The organism is Arthrobacter sp. zg-Y1143 (assembly GCF_030125565.1).
Classification (GTDB): domain Bacteria; phylum Actinomycetota; class Actinomycetes; order Actinomycetales; family Micrococcaceae; genus Arthrobacter_B.
Window position 1 is genome coordinate 209,589 of sequence record NZ_JASKLW010000001.1, and the last position, 21,630, is coordinate 231,218.

Annotated in this window: 18 protein-coding genes; 9 read left to right on the top strand and 9 right to left on the bottom strand. The window is 66.1% G+C overall.

What is annotated here, in order from left to right; all coding sequences use genetic code 11:
* Positions 1–170 precede the first annotated feature (170 nt).
* Both QNN98_RS01105 and QNN98_RS01110 read right to left on the bottom strand, forming a co-directional pair.
* The gene (locus tag QNN98_RS01105) at positions 171–1,394 is read right to left on the bottom strand and encodes an oxamate carbamoyltransferase subunit AllG family protein (RefSeq protein ID WP_283995992.1); all 1,224 of its coding nucleotides are present in this window, start codon (positions 1,392–1,394) and stop codon (positions 171–173) included.
* A 50-nt stretch (positions 1,395–1,444) separates the two neighbouring features.
* Complete coding sequence (locus tag QNN98_RS01110; protein WP_283995993.1) at positions 1,445–2,185, bottom strand: class I SAM-dependent methyltransferase; 741 nt, start codon at positions 2,183–2,185, stop codon at positions 1,445–1,447.
* A gap of 94 nt (positions 2,186–2,279) precedes the next feature.
* Between QNN98_RS01110 and QNN98_RS01115 the strand changes: the two genes are divergently transcribed.
* Positions 2,280–2,948, top strand: coding sequence for a class I SAM-dependent DNA methyltransferase (locus QNN98_RS01115; RefSeq protein WP_227925915.1), 669 nt, complete (start codon positions 2,280–2,282; stop codon positions 2,946–2,948).
* Positions 2,949–3,091: 143 nt separating this feature from the next.
* Here QNN98_RS01115 and QNN98_RS01120 read toward each other — a convergent pair whose 3' ends face one another.
* The 6 genes from QNN98_RS01120 to QNN98_RS01145 all read right to left on the bottom strand — a co-directional run bounded on the left by QNN98_RS01120 (position 3,092) and on the right by QNN98_RS01145 (position 9,781).
* Positions 3,092–4,276 (bottom strand): peptidoglycan-binding protein, encoded by a 1,185-nt coding sequence (locus QNN98_RS01120; protein WP_227912319.1) that lies wholly within the window; start codon positions 4,274–4,276, stop codon positions 3,092–3,094.
* Positions 4,277–4,282: 6 nt separating this feature from the next.
* Positions 4,283–4,609 (bottom strand): thioredoxin, encoded by a 327-nt coding sequence (gene trxA, locus QNN98_RS01125; RefSeq protein ID WP_227912318.1) that lies wholly within the window; start codon positions 4,607–4,609, stop codon positions 4,283–4,285.
* Positions 4,610–4,635: 26 nt separating this feature from the next.
* Positions 4,636–5,676, bottom strand: a complete 1,041-nt coding sequence (gene trxB, locus QNN98_RS01130; protein WP_227925914.1) for a thioredoxin-disulfide reductase — start codon at positions 5,674–5,676, stop codon at positions 4,636–4,638.
* A gap of 184 nt (positions 5,677–5,860) precedes the next feature.
* Complete coding sequence (locus QNN98_RS01135) at positions 5,861–7,354, bottom strand: discoidin domain-containing protein (protein WP_227925913.1); 1,494 nt, start codon at positions 7,352–7,354, stop codon at positions 5,861–5,863.
* A gap of 162 nt (positions 7,355–7,516) precedes the next feature.
* Positions 7,517–9,178 carry a murein biosynthesis integral membrane protein MurJ gene (gene murJ / locus QNN98_RS01140; RefSeq protein ID WP_283995994.1) on the bottom strand — a complete coding sequence of 554 codons (1,662 nt, stop codon included), beginning with the start codon at positions 9,176–9,178 and terminating at the stop codon, positions 7,517–7,519.
* 72 nt (positions 9,179–9,250) lie between these two features.
* A complete protein-coding gene (locus QNN98_RS01145; protein WP_227912310.1) occupies positions 9,251–9,781 on the bottom strand; it encodes an NUDIX hydrolase in 531 nt (176 codons plus the stop codon).
* 143 nt (positions 9,782–9,924) lie between these two features.
* Here QNN98_RS01145 and QNN98_RS01150 point away from each other — a divergent pair, with 143 nt between their 5' ends.
* From QNN98_RS01150 to QNN98_RS01170, 5 genes are all read left to right on the top strand, one after another.
* Positions 9,925–11,445: a CCA tRNA nucleotidyltransferase gene (locus QNN98_RS01150; protein ID WP_283995995.1), complete on the top strand. Its 1,521-nt coding sequence runs from the start codon at positions 9,925–9,927 to the stop codon at positions 11,443–11,445.
* Complete coding sequence (locus QNN98_RS01155; protein WP_227925909.1) at positions 11,446–12,102, top strand: histidine phosphatase family protein; 657 nt, start codon at positions 11,446–11,448, stop codon at positions 12,100–12,102.
* 643 nt (positions 12,103–12,745) lie between these two features.
* Positions 12,746–13,018, top strand: a complete 273-nt coding sequence (locus QNN98_RS01160) for a hypothetical protein (protein ID WP_227925908.1) — start codon at positions 12,746–12,748, stop codon at positions 13,016–13,018.
* 197 nt (positions 13,019–13,215) lie between these two features.
* The gene (mshA, locus tag QNN98_RS01165) at positions 13,216–14,460 is read left to right on the top strand and encodes a D-inositol-3-phosphate glycosyltransferase (protein WP_283995996.1); all 1,245 of its coding nucleotides are present in this window, start codon (positions 13,216–13,218) and stop codon (positions 14,458–14,460) included.
* Positions 14,461–14,597: 137 nt separating this feature from the next.
* On the top strand, positions 14,598–16,277 hold the full coding sequence (locus QNN98_RS01170) for a formate--tetrahydrofolate ligase (protein ID WP_283995997.1): 1,680 nt from the start codon (positions 14,598–14,600) through the stop codon (positions 16,275–16,277).
* A gap of 99 nt (positions 16,278–16,376) precedes the next feature.
* Here the strand turns inward: QNN98_RS01170 and QNN98_RS01175 are convergent, their stop codons facing one another.
* Positions 16,377–17,462 carry an inositol-3-phosphate synthase gene (locus QNN98_RS01175; protein ID WP_227912300.1) on the bottom strand — a complete coding sequence of 362 codons (1,086 nt, stop codon included), beginning with the start codon at positions 17,460–17,462 and terminating at the stop codon, positions 16,377–16,379.
* 234 nt (positions 17,463–17,696) lie between these two features.
* Between QNN98_RS01175 and QNN98_RS01180 the strand changes: the two genes are divergently transcribed.
* From QNN98_RS01180 to QNN98_RS01190, 3 genes are read left to right on the top strand one after another with little or no spacing between them, the layout of a single operon-like run.
* The gene (locus QNN98_RS01180; protein WP_283995998.1) at positions 17,697–19,037 is read left to right on the top strand and encodes a hypothetical protein; all 1,341 of its coding nucleotides are present in this window, start codon (positions 17,697–17,699) and stop codon (positions 19,035–19,037) included.
* 52 nt (positions 19,038–19,089) lie between these two features.
* Positions 19,090–20,550 (top strand): glycosyltransferase family 87 protein, encoded by a 1,461-nt coding sequence (locus tag QNN98_RS01185; protein ID WP_227925904.1) that lies wholly within the window; start codon positions 19,090–19,092, stop codon positions 20,548–20,550.
* Positions 20,547–21,629, top strand: coding sequence for a lipid II:glycine glycyltransferase FemX (locus QNN98_RS01190; RefSeq protein ID WP_227912294.1), 1,083 nt, complete (start codon positions 20,547–20,549; stop codon positions 21,627–21,629). The genes QNN98_RS01185 and QNN98_RS01190 overlap by 4 nt, the downstream gene beginning before the upstream one ends.
* The last annotated feature ends 1 nt before the right edge of the window (position 21,630 follow it).

Genomic DNA, 21,630 nt, shown 5'->3' on the forward strand with positions numbered 1-21,630 from the left:
CGCCGGATCCACACTCCAGCTCTATGCCCTCCACAGCGGTGCCCGGCGGAACATCAGGAAACGCCGAGTCCGGTGGAGTGTCCCCATCGTCGATCTAGTTCACTCCCGCAAACAATGCCCACACAAACAACAGGAGCACCGCCGCGAGTGTGAACAAACGAGCGTTGGCCCTATTCAACCAGGTCCACCCCCGTACCGTTGTGCGTTCTAGCGGAATCGTGTAAAGACTTCGTCGCGTCTATGAAGGGCTGGAGGGGCGGCGTGAACAGCATGGCCCCGGCCAGCCCGCCGGTACGCAGCGTGGCACCCAAATGCACCGGGGGAACCAGCCCGTGTGCGGTGACGGCCGCGCTGTCCAGCCCCCACGGAATGCCCCTGCCAAGGGAAGGGATCCGAAGGATCGGATGCTCAGTCACCGTCACCGAATACAGAGAGGCGGTCAAGCGCTTCATGGCTTCGACGTTGCCTACCGATACCCGCGTCAGCGAGGGGGCTGCGGCCGCGGCCGCGCCACCCATCCCCAGTGTTTCCATGAGCAGGCTGTCTCCGCCGCCGTAACCGAGGTCCTCGGGAGTCCACGGAGCTTGCAGTACGCCGCGGAACGGCGCGAGGGGAGGCAATGCCGCACGGAACCAGACGCCGGGTGCCCCCGATACTCTCACGCCGAACTCCCTCTCGTTCATCGCCATGGCGGTGACTACAGTGCTGCCTGGCACCCCCTCGGCTGCTGTAGAGATGGCTTTAGCGGCGGCCATGGCGATATGCAGGAAGTGGAACGCTGCGGTTTCCAGATAGGACAGCAGTTCCTCCGGTTGCCGGCCGCCGGCAACCACACGGTCGCGCACCGCGTGGTGGAAGATACGTCCGGCGGACTGCTGCCGCCCGTGCAGATCATCACCGTCGGCCAGGGCACGGGCCATGATGGGAAGCAACGGAATGGGACTATCACGGACCGCTGCACCGAGGGCCGGGGCTACTTTGTCCCTGATCCAGGCCAGGTTGGCATGCACCGCGTCCCCGGTGGAACCGAAGGTCAGGGCATGAGCACCAGGGCCCTCATTCATCCGGCACGTGGTGGTGGTACCGGAAGCCTCGTCGCGCACCACAAGGACCGGCATGGAGGCCGTGCAAACGCCGGTGAGGGACCCTACGGAGCCGTGCTCATGGCAAGACCCAAGCCGGATAGCGCCGGACCGCAGCCGGGTGTCGGCCTCTTCGGGTGTCGCGGCGAGTCCTTCAAAGAGCGCCGCTCCGATAACGGCCAATCTCTGAATCCCGGTATACCGGACCCATGGCAGTAAGGGACCGGCAACCAGTATCGTGCTGGGCTGCATGCCCGGCACTGCCTCGAGGGCCGGCAGTACATCAACGAGGAACGGCTCAGCGCGGGTCATAGCGGCAACGGCACGCTCATTAGGAGTAAGAGTAGCTTTCGGCGTTGTCCCTAGCACTTGGACCCCATGGGTTTCCGGGCTACAAAAACGAGTTCCTTGCCGGGCCTGTCCGGTGCATCGCGGAGGCCCTCCACCTCGAAACCGTGGGCCTGCAGATTGAGCCGAACCTCGTCGGCACTCCGGAACCGGAGCGTGGAATCGGAGGTCAGGCGCTGCCCGTCACTGCCGAAGACGTAGGTCCAGCGAAAGCTGACCAGAGGCGGGGAGACATCCGTCAACTCGACCCAGCTCTCAATTTCTCCAACCCCGTCAATGGCAGTGATCCGCCGGGTTGAGTCCTCGGTCCATGTTTCCCAGGCACGATGGTCGGGGTCCCTGGTTTCGAAGACAAATCGGCCGCCGGGCGCCAGGGCCTGGTGCACGTGATCAAGCAACGTTCCCCAGTGCAGTTCGTCAGTAACCGCCTGGACGGCATTCCCGGTCATCAGCACCATGTCGGCGAATGCCGCCGGAAGCGCAGAGGCGTCACCGTGAATCCAGCGAATCCTTTCGGCGCCGGGTTTACCGCGGGCCACCGTCAAGGACCGGCCCGCCGGGTCCACGGCGGTCACAGCCAGCCCGAGTCCGGCCAGCTCCAGCGCCAGCACACCGGTCCCGCAGCCTAAGTCCACGACCGTCCGTGCGTCGAATTCGCGCACCATGAAGAGGTAGGGGCCCAGGTCGCTGCGCTCTGGATCCAAGGCGTCGTAGATCGCGGCCAGGCGCGGATTTTCGTAGAGCTGGTCCGGCATGCAGTTCCCCCCAACATAGACCCCCATCCGCTCCGGCAGGCCGGCGGCTTACCCAGAACTATAGGCGACGGCGGAATCGGGGTAGGTTGGGCCGATGCGGGATAAGGACATCATCAAGGCGGCCTACGACGTCGTTGCGGGCACATACGCCCAAGTGGTCCAGGTTCCGGGAGGGGCGGGCGGTCCCGAGCGGGATACGGACCTGGCGCTGATCCGGAAATTCACGGCGTTACTGCCCGCGGGCGCGGAGGTCTTAGACGCGGGCTGCGGGACGGGCCGGATGATCACCTACCTGGACACACTGGCACAGGGGAATGAGCAGCCGTTGGTGATCCAGGGATGCGACTTGTCGGCGGGGATGGCGGCCATCGCACGGAACGTGCACCCGAACCGCCGAATCCTGGCCGCGGATCTCGCAGCGCTGCCTTATGCGCCGCGGTCCTTTCACGGGTTGCTGGCGTGGTACTCGATAATCCACGCAGCCCCGGAGGAGCTGGCAGGTATCTTCGGTGAATTCCGGCGTGTCCTGCGGTCCGGCGGCGTGCTGCTGCTGGGATTCCAGGCGGGTTCGGGACAGCGGAGGATTACCAATGCGTACGGACACAGTGTTGAGATGACCGCATGCCTTCACGCTGTTCCGGAGGTCCTCGCGGCGCTCCAGCGCGTCGGCTTCCAGGAAGTGGCCAGCCTGGACCGCAGTCCGGAGGGCGCAGAAGCAAACCGGCAGGGCTTTGTCCTGGCGGAACTGGAATCCAGCCGCTGACCCGGTTCCGCAGCCAGCGCCGCATGATTCCGTGTACTCAACTCAGCGGTGTTGGGAAGGCAGGAGCACAATGCAAAAACGCCCCTAGCCGCAACACGGCAGGGGCGTTTCCCGGGGAAACCCGGAGGCGGAAGACAGGGCGCCTATAGACCGGACACTCGCCGGGCTGGCTCTTCCATCGGGTTGAACCTCAGTACGTCGTCCAGGGCGAGGGTGCCCGTGGGCTGGTCCTCTTCTTCCATCAGGTACAGCCGCTGGATACCGATCACGATGGAGTCCGCCACGGTCTGCCGGAAGACCGGATCCGCGAGCCGCTCGGCGTCGTGTGCGTTACTCAGGTAGCCCAGATCCAACCCGACGGACGGCACTCCCGGCAGCTTGAGCGTGTCCCAGGTCCGGGCATGGACGCCCAGATTGTCCATATCCGTGCGGGCACCGAGTTCCTTCATCAGCAGCACGGCAGCCCGATGCCCGATGGGGGAGCGGGCTTCGCCGGTACCGGGCAGGCCCCAGTAGTAGGCGGCAATGCCGGACGCAGCCTGCTGGTCCAGCCAGTCGCAGTGAATGTCCAGGTTCAGGCTTGGACTGGTGGACCGCGATCCCGCACCGGCGTCGGCGGCCTGGGGAACCAGCCGGGCACCGAACTCGCGCAGGATCCGTTCCACCCGGCCGGCAATGTCGGTGGTGATGAGCACTTCAGTCAGCGGATCACCTGTGAGGCGTTCCTTCACGTGCGGTGACACTTTCCGGGAACGGCCTATGTTGACGGAAATCAGGCGTCCTCGCAGTGCGGCAGTGGAGCGGTCCAAACGCTCGTAATCCCGCAGCGCAAACGCCTGGCTCGGGGAAATGGCACGGTTCACCCGCGACATGGCGGTCATGGTGTCCCCGTCGCAGACGCCGCTGCCGGGCAACCCGAGGTTCTGCTGCAGTTCGGCCACGGCGTAGCGGGTGCGTACACCGAAGCTGCCGTCAATATGTCCGTAGTAGAACCCGAGGTGGGACAGGTGGCGCTGCAGTTCGGCGACGTCGTCGCCGCGCAGCTGCGCGTCCTCAACATAGCTCAAGGTACGGTCCCCGAACCGGAACTGTGCCTCCTGCAGGGCCCGCTGGGTGTCGGGGCCGGCCACGCCGTCGACGATCAGGCCGCGGCTCTGCTGAAACGCGCGCACGGCAGCGTCAACGTGGTCGTCGAAGATGGAAGGGTCGTTTACGGAGTCCGGTGCCAGATAGGACAGGCTGACGCCGGCCCGCAGCAACGCTTCACGAAGCGTTACCACGCGCCGGCCGGCATCCAGCCTCCGCAGGCTCTCGCCGTGCACAGTCATGGATATTTACTTCAGGAAGGCCGCAAATTCCTGTTCCAGGACCTGCTTCGGCTTGGCGCCGATCGACGTCGCGGCAACCTCACCGCCCTGGAATACGTAGACGGCGGGAATGGAGGTGATGCCGTACTGTGCGGCAATGGCCGGGTTCTCGTCCACGTTCACCTTCACAACGTCCACCTTGTCGCTGTACTGCGCCGCGATGTCGTCCAGGATCGGGGAAAGCATCCGGCACGGACCGCACCACTCGGCCCAGAAGTCCACGATGACGGGCTTCTCGGACGTCAGGACATCGGTGCCGAAGGAAGCATCGGTTACTGCTTTTGCACTGCTCATTTTTGTATCTCCTTGGGGGATCGAATCTAGAGGGCGGCGTGTTCGGAGACGGCCTCCGACGGCGGGGTGGGAACCTCGGCCGCGGTGGGAACCGAGGGCCCGAGATCGGCAAGGAAGTGTTCGACGTCGACGGCGGCCACACAACCGGAACCCGAGGCGGTGATGGCCTGGCGGTAGGTGGGATCGATGACGTCGCCGGCGGCGAAGACACCCGGCAGGGAGGTCTTGGAAGTGCGTCCCAGGACGGCGATGGTGCCCTCTTCGGTGAGTTCCAGCTGCCCGCGGACCAGGTCCGTGCGGGGGTCATTGCCGATGGCGACGAAGACACCGGTGACCGGCAGCTCCGATTCGGACCCGTCCTTGGTGTTGCGCAGGGTCAGGCCGGTGACCTTGTCAGCGCCGTGGATGGCCGCGACCTCGGAGTCCCAGGCGAAGCGGATCTTCTCGTGGTTCAGGGCCCGTTCCTGCATGATCTTGGAGGCACGCAGCGAGTCGCGGCGGTGGACCAGGGTCACGGAGGCAGCGAACTTGGTGAGGAACAGTGCTTCTTCCAAGGCAGAGTCGCCGCCGCCGATCACGGCGATGTCCTGTCCCTTGAAGAAAAAACCGTCGCAGGTGGCGCACCAGCTGACACCGCGGCCGGAGAGGCGCTTTTCGTCTTCCAGGCCGAGCTCGCGGTAGGCGGAGCCGGTGGAGATGATGACGGCGCGGGCAAGGAAGGTTTCACCGGTGCCGATTGTCACGCGCTTGATGTCGCCGGAAAGCTCCACCTCGGTCACGTCTTCGAACAGGATCTCCGCGCCGAAGCGGTCGGCCTGCTTCTCGAAGTTCGCCATCAGGTCCGGGCCCATGATGCCCTCGGGGAAGCCCGGGAAGTTCTCCACCTCGGTGGTGTTCATGAGTTCACCGCCGGCAGTAACCGAGCCGGCGATGACCAACGGCGACAGATTGGCGCGCGCCGTGTAGATGGCGGCGGTGTAGCCGGAGGGGCCGGAGCCGACGATGATGACATCCCGGACGTCGCCGGCAGCGGCGCCGTCGGTGGCAACGGGGTTTTCGGTGCTCACGGGGCGGTGAACCTCTTCCTTGTAGAACTTGATTTGCGGAACGGAGCAGGAGTCCGGTCCGAGTGGATCACCCGGCACAACCAATGCCGGGTCCAGCTTATTCCGACGGCCGTGCCGGGGACACGCCCGCTCCGCGATGCGGCGGCCCGGGCGGCCGGTTCGGAACCGGCACGGCGGAAACGGGTTAGGACACGCCGATTTCGGCGATCCTCAGGCCCCAGGGATATGCAGCCTGGACCCCGCTGAGCCGGGGCAGCTGCGTGAAGTTGACGATGACGTAGCGGGCGGTGGCCGGCGCGCCGTCCGTCTGGGGGACGGGGATGCTGGTGGTGGGCCCGGTGAAGCCGCTCTGGGCCACCGGCACCGCACCGTCCAGGTCCGGGGTGTCACTGAGCATCACCGAGAAGGAGCCGCCGGTGCCGTTGAGCTGGGTGATCTTGACCTCGCTGACAGCCGATTCGGCGCCCAGATCCACTACCAGTGCCAGGCTCGGGGCCAGTCCGCCGAAGGTGTCGCTGGCGTACACATAGCTGGACCAGTAGGACGAGGGGTTGCCGTCGATGATCTGCGGCAGGGCGGCGTCGTTGGCAGAGTCCAGCTGCGGGTTGCCCGGTACAAACCGGGTGATGCCGGAGACTTCCGGGGCCGGGGCAGCAGGGGCGGCACTGGCCTGGGGAGCAGCCGGGGCTTCGGTGGTCACCTCGGGGGCTGGCCCGGCTTCGGTGTCGGACCCGAAGAGGTCGCCCATCTTGCCCAGCTGGCTCACGGCGAGCACGACGGCGAGCACCAGCACCAGGCTGAGCACTGCACCGATCAGGACGCGTCCGGGCTTCCGGTTCGGTTTTTCGTCAGTGTCGTAGTCCTCGTCCGTGTCGTCACCGCCGTCGTCATAGCCGGCGGCATGGTACGGATCGTCGTCGTAGTGGCCGGAGGCCAGCATTGACTTGGGGAAGTTGGACGCGGGCCTTGCCGGACGCTCGGGGACGGGGACAGCCTGCGGCTCTTCCTCTTCCCATTTGGTGACCTTCGGGCTGCGCGCGGCCCCGCCGCGCGGGCGGGCGGCGGGCGGCGGGGGAACATTGGCGCCGCCGGTGGCCGCTTCCGCAGGGGCATCGGATGCCGACCCGAATTCCAGGTCCCGGGCCGCTGCGGCGGACTCGGCACCGGCAACGGTGCCGGCAACCGCGCCGGAGCGCCCGAACTTGGGCAGCTTGGGCTTGTGCGCCCCGGAGAGCAGGGGACGGCGGGGAGCGCGGTCCTCTTCTTCTACGTACCGGTCCTCTTCCACCTTCTCCGGCTCCCGGGAACGGGGCATACCGAAGATTTCCGATCCCAGCGTGTCGGTGAAGAACGGCTCAACGTACGGAGCGTCACGCTCGATCACCAGGTCCAGCAGGTCCACGGCATTGGCGGTGTTGGTCACGAGGTAGGTGCGGCCGTCACTGACGCCCAGGTCGAGGACCTGCACACTGCCGTGGCGTTCACCGGTGGCGATTTCACGGGCGCTGGCCGAAACCTGGCTTGCGTTCACGGGCGCAGCTACGAGGATGCTGACCGAACGGTTCAGCACCTGGTCCACACCGTCCAGCACCAGATCCTGTTCCGCTGAGGCGAGCACCTGGGCGGTCACCTTGTAGCGGCCGCCCAGTACTGACCCGACGTCTACCGACTGTGGCACGTGTTCCTCCAATGAAAACGGCAATAAGACTGCGTCAGCCGGGCTGACAGTTGCGTATTCGGATGTTCATTCACGGACAAGGTACGCGGCAGCCCGCCGCCCTGAACTGCCTGCTTTGTTCCCATGCTACCTGCGCCGGTGCGCAAAGCCGGAGTCGGGACTTTAGGGAGTCCTGCGGAGTTTGGCAAGGACGGGTTTCAGGAAGGCATCGAGCTCAGTAACTTTCAGTACCCGCAGCAGCAGGAAGTAGGTCCCGGCCATCAGCAGGCCGCAGACCACCAGGACCGCGGTGGCCGAGGGCAGCGACTGCCAGGCGAAGCCGTCCACCGCATAACCGCCCAGCAGGCCGAGGGCGACCGAACCGACGCCGGCGGCACCCATGGCAGCCAGCACCAAGCGGATATGCACGTCCACCACCTGCCCGGCGCCGTAGTTCCCCAGGCTCCGCTTGAGGTAGATGTGGCTAACGATGACGGCGGCGACATTGCCCAGCGAATAGGCGATAGCCAAGCCGAAGATGATCTGGTCCGCCGGCAGCGCGGCGGCCGCCAACGCCAGCGTCAACCCGAAAGCAGAGAGGATGATCTGCATTACCAGCGGGGTTTTGGCGTCCTCGTTGGCGTAGAAGGCGCGGTTCATCAGGAACGTGGCGCTAAGGAACGGCGCGGACGCGGCAAGCAGCACCAGGACTTGGGCCTGCAGGGCGGCGGATACATTCGAACCGCCGCTGAACCAGACGCTGATGGGTCCGGCGAGGACAATCAGCACGGCGGAGCAGAACACCGTGGCCACTCCGATGGCCCGCAGGCCCTGTGACAGGGTGGCCCGCACGGCGTCGTAATTCTTCTCGGTGAACGCGCGGGACATGCTGTTGAACAGGACGGTGGCCAGCGAAAGGGTGATGACCGAATGCGGGATGATGTACAGCATCGCCGCCGTTTCGAGGTTCGCGTAGCCCGCTATTTCCTGCCCCATGGCCCGGAATCCCGGCCGCGCGTCGGTGGCTATGGTTGCCACCTTTGTGTAGGCCAGGTACGTCCCGTTGCCGATCAGCATGGTCAGGATGGTCCACTTGGCCACCCTGCCGGTCTGCCGGAGCCCGACGCCGCGCAGCCCGAAGGAGGGACGAAGGCCAAGGCCCAGGCGGCGCAGCGGGAAAACGAGGACGGCGGCCTGGAGGGCGACGCCCAACGTGGTGCTGCCGGCCAGGATCATGGTGGCCTGGCTGGTCCACGTATCCGGGGAGAACTCAGTGGTTCCTTCCCGGCCGACCACCGTGATGAACAGCAGCAGGCCGGCAATAGCCACGATGTTGTTCACTACGGGGGCCCACATGTAGGCGCCGAATTTCCCGTTGGCATTGAGGGTCTGCCCGATCACGGCATAGGCGCCGTAGAAGAAAATCTGCGGGAAAAGCCAATAGGCGAACGTGACGGCCAGCGGCAGCTGCTCCGCGTTCATGGAGGTGACCAGTGGCAGGATCAGCGGCGCGGCGAGGGTGGCGAGTGCGGCAAGGCCGGCCAGCACCAGCAGGCTGAGGGTAAGGATCCGGGATACATACTCCGAGCCGCGGTCCGGCTGCTTGCTGGCCTTGATGATCTGCGGGACCAGGACGGCGTTGAAGATACCGCCGGCCACCAGCAGGTAGATGAAGTTCGGCAGCACGTTCGCCGAAATGAAGATGTCGGAGACCAGCCCGGTGTTGCCGATGGCGATTGCCAGCAGCGCGGTCCGGATGAGTCCAAGGATGCGGGAAACCAGCGTGCCCGCTGCCATCACGGCGCTGGAGCGCGCGGTACTGGGGGCTATAGTCTTTTCGGCCATCGTGACCCTATGTTCTCACTTCCGGTCCCGAATGACTCAACCGGAGCGGCGCAGCACCGCCGTCCGCACAGGTCAGAGGTAGCGGGGAAGGATCTCGCGGGCCAGGTCGGCGATCCGCCGCTCATTGGGGAAGGACAGCCTGCGGCCCAGTTCGGCCAGCGGAACCCAGGCCACGTCCACGGCCTCATGGTCCGGATCATTTTCAATGGTCAGGTTTCCGCCGCAGGCCTGCAGCAGGAAGTGGTGCACCGTCTTGTGGACGCGGTGTCCGCTGACCGTAAACCAGTAGTCGATGCTGCCCAGTGCGGTCAGGATCCGGCCGTCAATGCCGGTTTCCTCGGCAATCTCCCGGATGGCCGCCGTCGGGCTGTCCTCGTCGTTCTCGGGGTGGCCCTTGGGCAGGCACCACTCCAGGCGTCCGCCGCGGTTGAGCCGAGCAATGATGGCCACCGGCAGTTGCTCCGCTGAGGTATCCACCACAATTCCGCCGGCCGAAACCTCTTCGACGGTGGGAAGGGGGGCATGTACCGTATGCGCACCGGCGACGCCCATTGACGCTGTCAACGGGGTCCGTTTCGGGGCGCTCGGTACGGGATGGGCCATACTCCCACTGTAACGATCTTTCCCGGGGGATGATGACTGTTCTGCGGGCCGCCGGAGCGTAAGCGGGAACCCTCGGCGTGTCCGCCCTGCCGCAGCGCCCCATTGTCGGTCTTCACCGTTTTATCTGGCAGGCTTAAAGGACTATGGTGCACCTTTTTGATAGTTCTGCCTTGAAGTCCCCGCTGCCCGACGTGATCCCGGCGCTCGGTGCACGTTTTGAGGACGCCGGGTTTGAGCTTTCCCTGGTCGGCGGTCCCGTGCGTGACCTGTTCCTGGGTCGGGTGTCCCCGGACCTGGACTTCACCACCAACGCCCGTCCGGACGAGATCATCAAGGTGATCAAGAGCTGGGCGGATACTTTCTGGGAGATCGGCCGCGAATTCGGCACCATCGGCATGCGCAAGGACGGTTTCCAGGTGGAGGTCACCACCTACCGTGCCGACGCGTATGACCCGTCCTCCCGCAAACCTGAGGTTGCCTTCGGCGACAAGCTCGAGGATGACCTGTTCCGCCGGGACTTCACCATGAACGCCATGGCGCTGCGGTTGCCCTCCATGGAACTGGTGGATCCCTTCGGCGGTGCCCGGGACCTGCACGCCGGCATTGTGCGCACCCCCGGGGCGCCGTCGACGTCGTTCTCCGACGATCCGCTGCGGATGATGCGCGCCGCCCGTTTCGCCTCGCAGCTGCAGGTGGACGTGGCCCCGGAAGTGTTCGAGGCGATGCGGGACATGGCGGGCCGGATCGGGATCATCTCCGCGGAACGGGTGCGGGATGAACTGACGAAGCTGATCAACGGGAAGGCGCCCTGGACCGGAGTGGACCTGCTGGTGGAAAGCGGATTGGCCGAGCACGTGCTGCCCGAGGTTGCCGCACTGAAACTTGAAATTGACGAACACCACCGGCACAAGGACGTCTACCAGCACTCCCTGACCGTCCTCCGCCAGGCCTGCGAACTTGAAACCGACAGCGAGGGTCCGGTGCCGGGTCCCGATTTCGTGTTGCGCTTCGCGGCGCTGATGCACGACGTCGGCAAGCCCTCCACCCGCCGGTTCGATCCCTCCGGCGCGGTAAGTTTCCTGCATCACGATGCCGTGGGCGCCAAGCTCACTGCCAAGCGGATGAAGGAGCTTCGGTTCGACAATGACACTGTGAAGGCTGTGTCCCGCCTGGTGGAACTGCACATGCGCTTCTACGGCTACGGCGATGCCGGTTGGACCGATTCCGCCGTCCGCCGCTACGTCACCGACGCCGGCCCGCTGCTGCAGCGGCTGCACCGGCTCACCCGCTCCGACGTCACCACCCGGAACCGGCGGAAGGCGGAGCGCCTGGCCTTCGCCTACGACGACTTGGAACAGCGCATTGCCGTCCTCGCCGAGCAGGAAGAGCTCGCGTCCATCCGTCCGGACCTGGACGGCGAAGCCATCATGGCCCTGCTCAACGTGCGGCCGGGGCCGGTGGTGGGGCGTGCCTACCGGTTCCTGTTGGAAGAACGCATGGAAAACGGTCCCCGGAGTGAAGCGGAGGCCGCCGCCCTGCTCCGGGAGTGGTGGGCAGCACAGCCCGAAAGTGCGATTGAGTCCGCGGACGCGGCACCTGATACAACGGAAAAGGAAACCCTGCGGGCGCAGGATGAATCAGGTACAAACGCGAAGGACAAATAGATGAGCAACGGGGATAATTTTGGACCGGCAGTACCGGACCTGACCCCGGCCGGGACCCGGCTGCCCCGGCTCTGGCTGCTGCGGCACGGCGAGACCGAATGGAGCCGCGAGGGAAACTACACGGGCCTGACGGACATCCCGCTGACCGCCGACGGAGAAGCCCAGGCCCGGGCTGCCCGCGACAAGATAGGTGCGGTGACCTTCGACCGGGTGCTCACCTCGCCGTTGGCCCGTGCGCGGCGGACCGCAGAACTGGTGGGCTACCCCGACGCCGAAGTGGTCCCGCATGCACATGAGTGGGACTACGGCGACAACGAGGGGCGCAACAGCCGGCAGGTCCGGGATGAAAACCCGGGATACCTGATCTGGAAGGACGGGGTTCCCAACGGGGAAACCCTGGCCCAGGTGGCCGCCCGGGCAGACCGGATCATCTCTTCCGTGCAGGCCGGTTCCGGCACAGAGATGGACCTCGATCCTGAGGCAGCACCGGTGGAGAAGGTGCTCCTGGTGGCGCACGGGCACTTCCTGCGCATCCTGGCGGCCCGCTGGCTGGGACTGCCCCCGGAATTCGGCCGGCACTTTGCCCTCAGCACGGCAGCTGTCTGCACCCTCGGCTGGGACAAGCGCACCCCCGCCGTGGTCGGCTGGAACCTCTGACGAGCAGACCTCCCGGCCCTGCCAGCATCCGCCCGCAGAATTAATTGCGGGAATTTACGGAAAGTACTTGGCAGGGCCGGGTTTTCTGTTGTATCTTTTCTTTTGCGGGCAACTTTACGGCCCGCCAGCCAGACAGCAAAACACCCGTCAGGCGCAGTAGACCCCAGAAGATAGACCCCAGAAGAGTGCCCCGCGAACAGGAGGTGGAGATTGATGAATACCATGATGAATACCCATTGGGTAGGTGCCGGCATTGACGGCGGCAATCTCCGGCCATGGTTCCGGGCACCGGGTGTATTCCTGTCCCGGACGGCCGTTTCCGCCTAGTCCCGGCACCTGCCCCGGCTATCCAGCCCGGGCCCCCGCCCCGCGCACCGGTCCAGTCCGGCTAATCGCCGCAGCGTCCGGCAGCCCCTCCCGCTCCCTGTGCACCTGCCGCCTTTGCAGGTCCAGGGCAATGCCGGCAAGGGATTTCACGCGGATCGGTAACCACCCCGCATAAACAGCATTCCGCCATGGTCGGATTAATATCCGCAAATCGCCTCGGCGTAATTTCAATGCTGTTTATCGGTGGACTTTTCATTCATCTTCCCTGCCTTATTCCGTCATGCCCTTTTACGGGTTTATGCCTTTGGAGACTTCCGTGCCTGAATATCCCCTGCCCTCTTTGACCCTGCCCGATTCAATGCGGCCGGATGCCGGCTTCGAGCGTGCCGCAGCACCCCTGCCCCCGCCGCGTCCGCCCGGACTGCCGGCTCCTGCCCTGCAACGCGCATTGAAGGAGGTGTCCTCCATGTTCCAACGCCTGCGCAGCTCCTACCTCCGCTCAAGTGCCGTCCGCTCTTCGCGCCTGGATTACGCACTGTCCGGAGAGCAGGGTTACCTGCTGCTGCACTACTTCCATTCCGTGAAGTGACTTCATCCACGCCATGCGGCGGTATACGGCGGCAGCGCCGCCCGGTTCCCCAGAGGGGCCGGGCGGCGCTGCCGTGCCCGGCACCGTAGACCCGGCAGGGCAGGGGTGCCCAAAGTGTTCTGGCCGACAGGAAACAAAGGCAGGTCCCGCGGCGTTATAAAGTCGATAGAGAAGATATCGGTCAGGAAGGGAGCGAAGTGCCCCAGGTCAAGCGTGTGGCCATGCTCTCCCTTCATACCTCCCCGCTTGAACAGCCCGGATCCGGCGACGCCGGCGGCATGAACGTGTACGTCCGTTCCGTAGCCCTGGAACTGGCCCGCTCCGGCACCGAAGTCGAGATTTTTACCCGGGCAACGGACCCGCAGCGTACTGCGGACGTCGAACTGGCCCCGGGGGTCAGGGTCCGCCACGTCCAGGCCGGACCGGTGTGCAAGGTGCCCAAGGAACAATTGCCGTATCTGGACCTTGCCTCCGCCGTGGCGGCAGCGCAGCCGTTCCTGCTGGACGGCGCTTTTGACGTGGTGCATTCGCATTACTGGGTGTCAGGAACGGCCGGACTGGCCGTGGCCCGGCAGTGGGACCTGCCCCTGGTACACACCATGCACACCATGGCGCGGGTCAAGAATATCCAGGCCCAGCCCGGGGAAACCCCTGAACCGCAGATCCGGATCGACGGCGAGCAGCAGGTAGTGCAGGGGGCGACCCGCCTGATTGCCAATACCAGCACCGAAGCCGCCGAACTGGAAACCCTTTACGGTGCCGATCCGGCTGCCGTGGACGTAGTGGCTCCGGGTGTTGACCTGAACGTTTTCTCCCCGCGGGGCAGGCCGGGAGTGCAGCCCGGGCAGGGTTTCTTGCCGGGCGTTTTCCACGTGGTGTTTGCCGGCCGGATCCAGCGGATGAAGGGCCCGCAGGTCCTGGTGGAGGCCGCTGCCCAGCTGCGGCGGCGCAGGCCGGACATCCCGCTGCGCGTGAGCATCCTGGGCGCGGGCAGCGGTTCGTCCGTGCTGGACCTGGCGCCCCTGATCCGCCGCTACGGGCTGCAGGACACGGTTTCGCTGCGCCCCCCGGCCGAACCGAACCAGTTGGCCGACTGGTTCCGTGCAGCCGATGTGGTGGCCGTACCGTCCTTCAGTGAATCCTTCGGACTGGTGGCACTGGAAGCCCAGGCCTGCGGCACCCCCGTGCTGGCCGCCAATGTGGGCGGCCTGCCCAAAGCGGTGCGGGACGGACGCAGCGGTGTCCTGGTGGACGGGCATGCTCCGGGCCGCTGGGCCGCTGAACTGGAAGCACTGTACGACGGCGCGGACCGCCGTCGTACGCTCGGAGAAGGAGCCGCCGCCCACGCCCAGGCATTCGGCTGGCGGCGGACCGCCATGCTCACCGCGGAGAGCTACCGGGAGGCAGCGGAGCACTTCGCCAGCAGCTCCGTGCGCAAGTAGCTTCTCTTTTCCGTTCCTCCTGGTCCCCTCCGCTCCGATCCCGGTCCGGTGGCCCTGCTGCTGGTAGCTTGGCTTCCACCCAACGACACCGGCCGTTAACGTCATCCGTTGGCGGCGCAGCGGAAGGAACACGCACCATGGGCACCAGCGTCCCCTCTGACCTCGAGATATCCCGCGCGGCAATCCTGCAGCCCATCACCGGGATCGCCCGTGCCGCCGGCATCCCGGAAGAGGCGCTGGAACCCTACGGACGGTACAAGGCGAAGGTGGACCCTGCCCTGCTGCCTGCCGGTACCGCGCCCGGACGGGTGGTGCTGGTCACCGCAATGAGCCCCACCCCCGCCGGTGAGGGTAAGTCCACCGTCACCGTGGGGCTGGCCGACGCCCTGCACCGCGCCGGAGAGAACGTATGCATCGCCCTGCGTGAACCCTCCATGGGACCGGTGCTGGGCATGAAGGGCGGAGCCACGGGCGGCGGGTATTCCCAGGTGGTCCCGATGGAGGACATCAACCTGCACTTCACCGGAGACTTCCACGCGATCACCGCCGCCAACAATGCCCTCGCCGCGCTGCTGGACAATTCCATCTTCCAGGGCAATCCGCTGGGCCTGGATCCGCGGCGGATCGTGATTCGGCGCGTCCTGGACCTCAACGACCGTGCGCTGCGCGATATTGTGATTGGACTGGGCGGGCCCGCGCAGGGTGTGCCCCGGCAGGACGGTTTCGACATCACCGTCGCTTCCGAGGTGATGGCGGTCTTCTGCCTGGCCCGGGACCTCGCTGATCTCACGGACCGCCTGTCCCGGATCACCGTGGGCTACACCTACGACCGCCGGCCGGTGACCGTTGCCGACTTGGGCGTCGAGGGCGCCATGACGCTGCTGCTGCGCGAGGCGCTGAAACCCAACCTGGTGCAGACCCTGGCCGGAACCCCGGCACTGGTCCACGGCGGTCCGTTCGCCAACATTGCCCATGGCTGCAACTCGGTCATTGCCACGTCCACCGCCCGAAGGCTGGCGGACATCGTGGTGACCGAGGCCGGCTTCGGTGCGGACCTCGGCGCGGAAAAGTACCTGGACATCAAGTCACGGGCCGCCGACGTCGCCCCCGACGCAGTGGTGGTGGTGGCCACCGTCCGGGCCCTGAAAATGCACGGGGGCGTGCCGAAGGCCGACCTCGCAGCGGAGAACCTTCCGGCGCTGGAGGCGGGTACGGCCAATCTGCGCCGGCACCTGGAAAACATCCGCCGATTCGGCATCAACCCCGTGGTGGCCATTAACCGGTTCGGCACCGACACGGAGGCTGAGCTGCGCCGGCTGGCGGACTGGTGCGCGGAGGAAGGGGTCAGCGCCGCAGTGGCGGATGTGTGGGCCCGCGGCGGCGGCGGAACCGGCGGCGACGAGCTGGCATGGACCGTAAGGGCGGCGCTGGAGCAGCCCGCGGACTTCCGGTTCCTGTACCCGGACGCAATGCCGGTGGAGGAGAAGATCCGCACGGTGGCCCGGGAAATCTACGGCGCGGCCGACGTGGAATTCGCTCCGGCCGCCCGCCGCCGGCTGCAGGAAATCTCCGCACGCGGCCTAGACCACCTGCAGGTGTGCATGGCCAAGACCCAGTATTCCTTCTCCGACGATCCAGCGGCGCTGGGTGCACCGTCCGGGTTCACCCTGCACGTGCGGGACCTGTCGATCAAGACCGGTGCCGGGTTTGTGGTGGCGCTGACCGGCGCGGTGATGACCATGCCCGGGCTGCCGAAGGAACCGGCCGCACTGCGCATGGGCGTGGCAGCGGACGGTACGCCCGCAGGGCTGATCTGACCGCCGGGTCCGCCGCGGGGCGGACACAGCAACGCCCCCGGGTCCCGGAAACCGGAGCCCAGGGGCGTTTGCGGCAGCAGCGTTGGCCGGGAGCTTTTCCTAGCGCTCAACCTCGCCGCGGATGAACTGCTCCACCTTGGCCTTGGCGATGTCGTCGTTGTACTGTTCCGGCGGCGACTTCATGAAGTAGCTGGAAGCGGAAAGGATCGGTCCGCCGATGCCCCGGTCCAGGGCGATCTTGGCGGCCCGTACCGCATCGATGATGACGCCGGCGGAGTTGGGGGAGTCCCAGACCTCCAGCTTGTACTCCAGGGACACGGGCGCATCGCCGAAGTTGCGGCCTTCGAGCCGGACGAATGCCCACTTGCGGTCATCCAGCCAGGCAACGTAGTCCGAGGGGCCGATGTGCACGTCGTCGGCCTTCAGGTCCGCAGACGTGTTGGACGTGACGGCCTGCGTCTTGGAGATCTTCTTTGACTCCAACCGCTCGCGCTCAAGCATGTTCTTGAAGTCCATGTTGCCGCCGACGTTGAGCTGGTACGTGCGGTCCAGGATCACGCCGCGGTCTTCGAACAGCTTGGCCATCACGCGGTGGGTGATGGTGGCGCCGATCTGGCTCTTGATGTCGTCGCCCACAATCGGAACGCCCGCCTCGGTGAACTTGTCGGCCCATTCCTTGGTGCCGGCAATGAACACGGGGAGCGCGTTGACGAACGCTACGCCGGCGTCGATGGCGCACTGGGCGTAGAACTTCGCCGCCTGCTCCGAACCCACCGGAAGGTAGCAGACCATAACGTCAACAGCGTTGTCCTTCAGGGCCGCAACGATGTCCACCGGCGCGGCGTCGGACTCGACGATGGTTTCCCGGTAGTACTTGCCCAACCCGTCAAGGGTGGGCCCGCGCTGGACCGTGATGCCGGTTTCCGGCACATCGGCGATCTTGATGGTGTTGTTCTCGCTCGCGCCGATAGCATCGGCCAGGTCCAGCCCGACCTTCTTGCTGTCGACGTCGAAAGCGGCAACAAACTGCACGTCATTGACGTGGTAGTCGCCGAACTTCACGTGCATCAGGCCAGGGACAGTTTCGTTGGGGTCGGCGTTGCGGTAGTACTGGACACCCTGCACCAGCGAAGCTGCACAGTTTCCAACACCCACGATTGCCACCCGGATGGGGTTCTCGGACACGGTTCTCCTTCGAAGAATATGTTGAATGCTGCGCCCGCGGGCGCAGACAACCAACACAGTCTACGTGCTGGCACTCACATCTCTTACCGGTTTCGAAACGTATTGGCCGCACAGCCTGCCACCCGGCAGCGGTGCGCCCCTAGACTGGACCCGCGAAGAGTCTCCGCCACTTCGGCCCGGGAGCCGCTGATGACCGCCTTTTCCCAAAGCCCAGCGCCTTCTGCCGGGGGCTCGGTGCATTCTGCACCGGCCTTCCGGCACGCATCGGTGGGCTCGGTGCCGGCCGCGCTTCGTGCCGCAGTCCTGGCCGTTGCGCTCGGGCTGGCCGCGTGCACGCCTGCCCCGCCGCCGCAGCAGGACAGCCAGTCGGCGCCGGCTTCCAGTCCGACCGCCGGACCCTCCTCAACGCCCACCTTCTCCGCCGGTGCCGGCTCGGCAGCGGACTGCCCGCCCCTGCCGGCTACGGTGCCCTCCAATAATCCCGACCGCGGCAACTTCTCCGCTGCCGACGCCGACACCTCCGCGCTCACGCGGTCCGACGGCGGGAGCACGGCCGTGGCTGATGCGGACATCACCAAGAGCGGCAGCTCGTCCAACCCCGAGGCGTCCGCGGCCGCCGGACTCAACGCTGCCGTGCTGGTGTCCGGCGGCAGCCGGCTATCCCTGCTAAATGCCACGGTCAGCTCCACCGGTGCCGGCGCCGGCGGGGTATTCAGCAGCGGCACCGGTTCCCTGGTGGAACTGGGCAGCGCCACAGTGCGCACCGACGGTGCCTCGGCACCCGCTGTCGGTGCAGGGGACGGCGGATCGGTGACGGGAACGGACCTGACGCTGTCAACGGACGAGGGGAACGCCAGCCCTATTGCCGCCGGCAGCGAAGGCCAGATCTCGATTAACCGATCCACCGCCGTCGGGGAGGCGGCGCCGGCCATCTATTCCGCCGGGGACATTTCGGTCTGCGCAGTGGCCGGAACGTCCCGCTCCGCCGAAGCGGCAGTGGTTGAAGGGACCAACACCCTTATCAGTACCCGGTCCGAACTCTCGGGCGGCACCCACGGCGTGCACCTTCTCCAGGGCAGCGACGGGGGACCGGCGGGCGGCAGCCTGACGCTCACCGGCGGCAGCCTGAATGCCGGAGACGGCGACGCCGTGCTCATCGAAGGGGTGCCGGCCACTGTGAGCATCAGCCAGGGCAGCACCGTGAGCGCCGATTCGGGAAACCTGGTCAGCGTCACCGGCGGCGGGGCCGGCACGGTGGAGATGACCGAAACCGAACTTACCGGCAACCTCAGTGCACAGCAGGGCAGCAGCCTGGCCGTTTCCCTGACCGCCAACAGCAGCGTTACGGGGACGCTCGCCAACGTAGGGGTCACCTTGGACGACACCTCGCGGATCAGCCTGCAGGCAGACTCCGCGGCCTCCTCGGTGGCAGGCGCCCTGGTCAGCGGCGGCCAGGTCACCAACATCACCGGCAACGGACACACGCTCACCTACGATCCGTCCGCGCCTCAGAACGCGTACCTGGACGGCGGCACCTACGCCCTGGCACGGGGAGGAACACTTACACCGGGGTAGCCGCGCGGCGGACCTCCTGTCCGGAGCGCCGTCCTGCTGGATACTGATAGGCATGGAGCCCAACCCCCAGCGCCGCCCGCTGCGCATAGTGGTGCCCAGCCGCAACGATCCCTTCCTGCGGAAATTCACGGAGGGCATCGGCGGCCCGCTGGGACGCTTCACCGCGCCAGGTGTTGTAACCCCCGGATTCTTCACAGTGGAACGGGTGCTGATCCTGTTCACCACGGTCTCGGCGCTGCTGGCCGTCCTGGTCAAGATGCCCTGCCGCGCCGGTGGCTGGTCCACCCCGGACCACTTCTACCAGGCGTGCTATTCCGACTGGCCCGAACTGTTCGGGACCAGGGGCCTTGGGGAGGGCGTCTTCCCCTTTTTCACCGAGGGTGCACTGTTTGAATACCCGGTGCTGCTGGGGCTGCTGGCCGGTGCAACCGCACTGGTGGTTCCGGGGGAGGGTGCTTCCGCCGTCCGCGCCCTGCACTACTTCGATGTCAACGCCTTCCTGGCCGCCGGCGCCTGGATGGTCACTGTGGTGGCCACCATGCGTATGTCCGGCCGGCGGCCCTGGGACGCTGCGATGGTGGCGGTGGCCCCGGCGGCCATCCTGGTTGTCTTCATCAATTGGGACATTTGGGCAGTGATGCTCGCCACGGCGGGCATGCTGGCCTTTGCGCGGAACCGGCCGCTGGCGGCCGGCATGCTGATCGGCCTGGGCACGGCCCTGAAGCTGTACCCCGTCCTGATCCTCGGCGCAGTCCTGGTGCTGGCCCTGCGGACCATGCGGCTGCGTCCGGCACTGCTCACCTTTGCCGCGGCGGGCCTGGCCTGGGCGGCCGTGAACCTGCCCTTTATGCTCCGCGACTTCGAGTCCTGGCGCTTTTTCCTCACGTTCACGTCCGAACGGCCGGCGGGGTTTTCCTCCATCTGGTTTGCCTGGAACCTGACCGCGGAGCGCTACGGCGGGGTAGGCGTGGACGCCGGATTCATCAACTTCTGGGCTTACGCCCTGTTTGCCCTCGCATGTGCCGGGATCGCCGTGCTGGCCCTGCGTTCCGGGCGGCGACCGCGGCTGGCGCAGCTGGCTTTCCTGATTGTTGCCGCGTTCATCCTCACCAATAAGGTCTATTCCCCGCAGTTTGTCCTGTGGCTGATTCCGCTGGTGGCCCTGGCCCGGCCGCGGTGGCGGGACTTCCTGATCTGGCAGTTCTTCGAAGTGATGCACTGGTGGGCCATCTGGATGTACCTCGCCAAGGACACCTCCGGCGGTGCGGCGCAGAACAACATCGACTCCCCGTACTACGTACTGGCCGTTATGGGGCATGTGCTGGCCACCGCCTACCTGATGTACCGGGTGGTGGCAGACATCCTGCACCCCGACGGTGATCCGGTGCGCCGCACCGGCGCCGACGATCCCCAGGGAGGCCCGTTCGACGGCGCCCCGGACCGGCTGCTCCTGAAGCGGAGCAACGCCGTATCCTTAGAAGCGCATGCGGCCCCGGCGAAAGAAGCACAGTGACACCCGTTCCATACCGTTCCGAGCAGCTTAACTCCAAGGAATTCGAAGTTCTCGCCGCCGCGCATCCCGACGTTGTGATTCCGCTGGAGCAGACCCCGTACTGGGCTGATTTTGAGGCAAAGCTCGGCCGCAGCCCCTACGGCATTTGGGCCTATTACGACGGCGGCACACTGGTCGCGACCGCCAGTTACCTGCGCTCGGAACGGCGGCTGCGTCCGTCCCTGGTGGTGGTCAACGGACCCACCTGGTTCACCGTCCGCACGCACAACGCCGAAGCACGCCTGGTCCATACGGTGCAGGAACAGTTCCGGGCTGATCCGTCCGTGGATCCCCTGTACATCCGGATGCAGGTGGAACACCCGCAGCCGCCGGTGACGGGTCCCCTGGAACACGGCTGGTACGAACGCGAAATAGTCGTGGACCTGACTCCGGACACGGACGCCATCTTCGCCTCATTCCGGTCCAATGCGCGCAATCTGATCCGCAAGGCGGAAAAGCTGGGTGTGGAGGTGCGGACCATTGAACCGGAACGGTGGGCCGAGGTGTTCCGTACCGAGCTGTTCCCGATCATGCAGGAAACCGCGGCCCGTGACGGCTTCTCGAGTTTCGAATCGACGTTCTATGAGACGCTGCTGACCGAGCTCGGCGAGTACCTGCGGCTGATGGTTGCCTACGTAGAGGGCAAACCGGTTTCCTGGCTGATCACCACCGAGTACCGCGGCTACTCCGTCTACTACTTCGCGGCCAGTTCGCACAGCGCGCGGAAGACCAACGCGCCCTACCTGCTGCTCTGGGAAGCGTTCAAGGTGCTCAAGGCGGCCGGCAACACCGCCTGCGGGCTCACCGGCATTGTCAGCGAGAACTACCCGGGCCTGATCAACGTCACGACGTTCAAGCGGAATTTCTCCAAGACCGTGGTCACCATTCCCACCACATACGACATCCCCCTGCAGCCGGGGCGGTACGCTCTGGTGGCAACGGCTTTGAAGCTCCGGCGGGAGGCGCCCGGCAAACTCCGGGCGCTGCCGGCCGCAACCAAGTCCCTGGCCGCCCGGGTCACTGGGCGCAAGGGGCAGTAAG

Bases quoted from the DNA above. Each gene is read 5' to 3' on its own strand.
- QNN98_RS01105 (WP_283995992.1), bottom strand. From the start codon at position 1,394: ATGACCCGCGCTGAGCCGTTCCTCGTTGATGTACTGCCGGCCCTCGAG.
- QNN98_RS01110 (WP_283995993.1), bottom strand. From the start codon at position 2,185: ATGCCGGACCAGCTCTACGAAAATCCGCGCCTGGCCGCGATCTACGAC.
- QNN98_RS01115 (WP_227925915.1), top strand. From the start codon at position 2,280: ATGCGGGATAAGGACATCATCAAGGCGGCCTACGACGTCGTTGCGGGC.
- QNN98_RS01120 (WP_227912319.1), bottom strand. From the start codon at position 4,276: ATGACTGTGCACGGCGAGAGCCTGCGGAGGCTGGATGCCGGCCGGCGC.
- trxA (WP_227912318.1), bottom strand. From the start codon at position 4,609: ATGAGCAGTGCAAAAGCAGTAACCGATGCTTCCTTCGGCACCGATGTC.
- murJ (WP_283995994.1), bottom strand. From the start codon at position 9,178: ATGGCCGAAAAGACTATAGCCCCCAGTACCGCGCGCTCCAGCGCCGTG.
- QNN98_RS01145 (WP_227912310.1), bottom strand. From the start codon at position 9,781: ATGGCCCATCCCGTACCGAGCGCCCCGAAACGGACCCCGTTGACAGCG.
- QNN98_RS01150 (WP_283995995.1), top strand. From the start codon at position 9,925: ATGGTGCACCTTTTTGATAGTTCTGCCTTGAAGTCCCCGCTGCCCGAC.
- QNN98_RS01155 (WP_227925909.1), top strand. From the start codon at position 11,446: ATGAGCAACGGGGATAATTTTGGACCGGCAGTACCGGACCTGACCCCG.
- QNN98_RS01170 (WP_283995997.1), top strand. From the start codon at position 14,598: ATGGGCACCAGCGTCCCCTCTGACCTCGAGATATCCCGCGCGGCAATC.
- QNN98_RS01185 (WP_227925904.1), top strand. From the start codon at position 19,090: ATGGAGCCCAACCCCCAGCGCCGCCCGCTGCGCATAGTGGTGCCCAGC.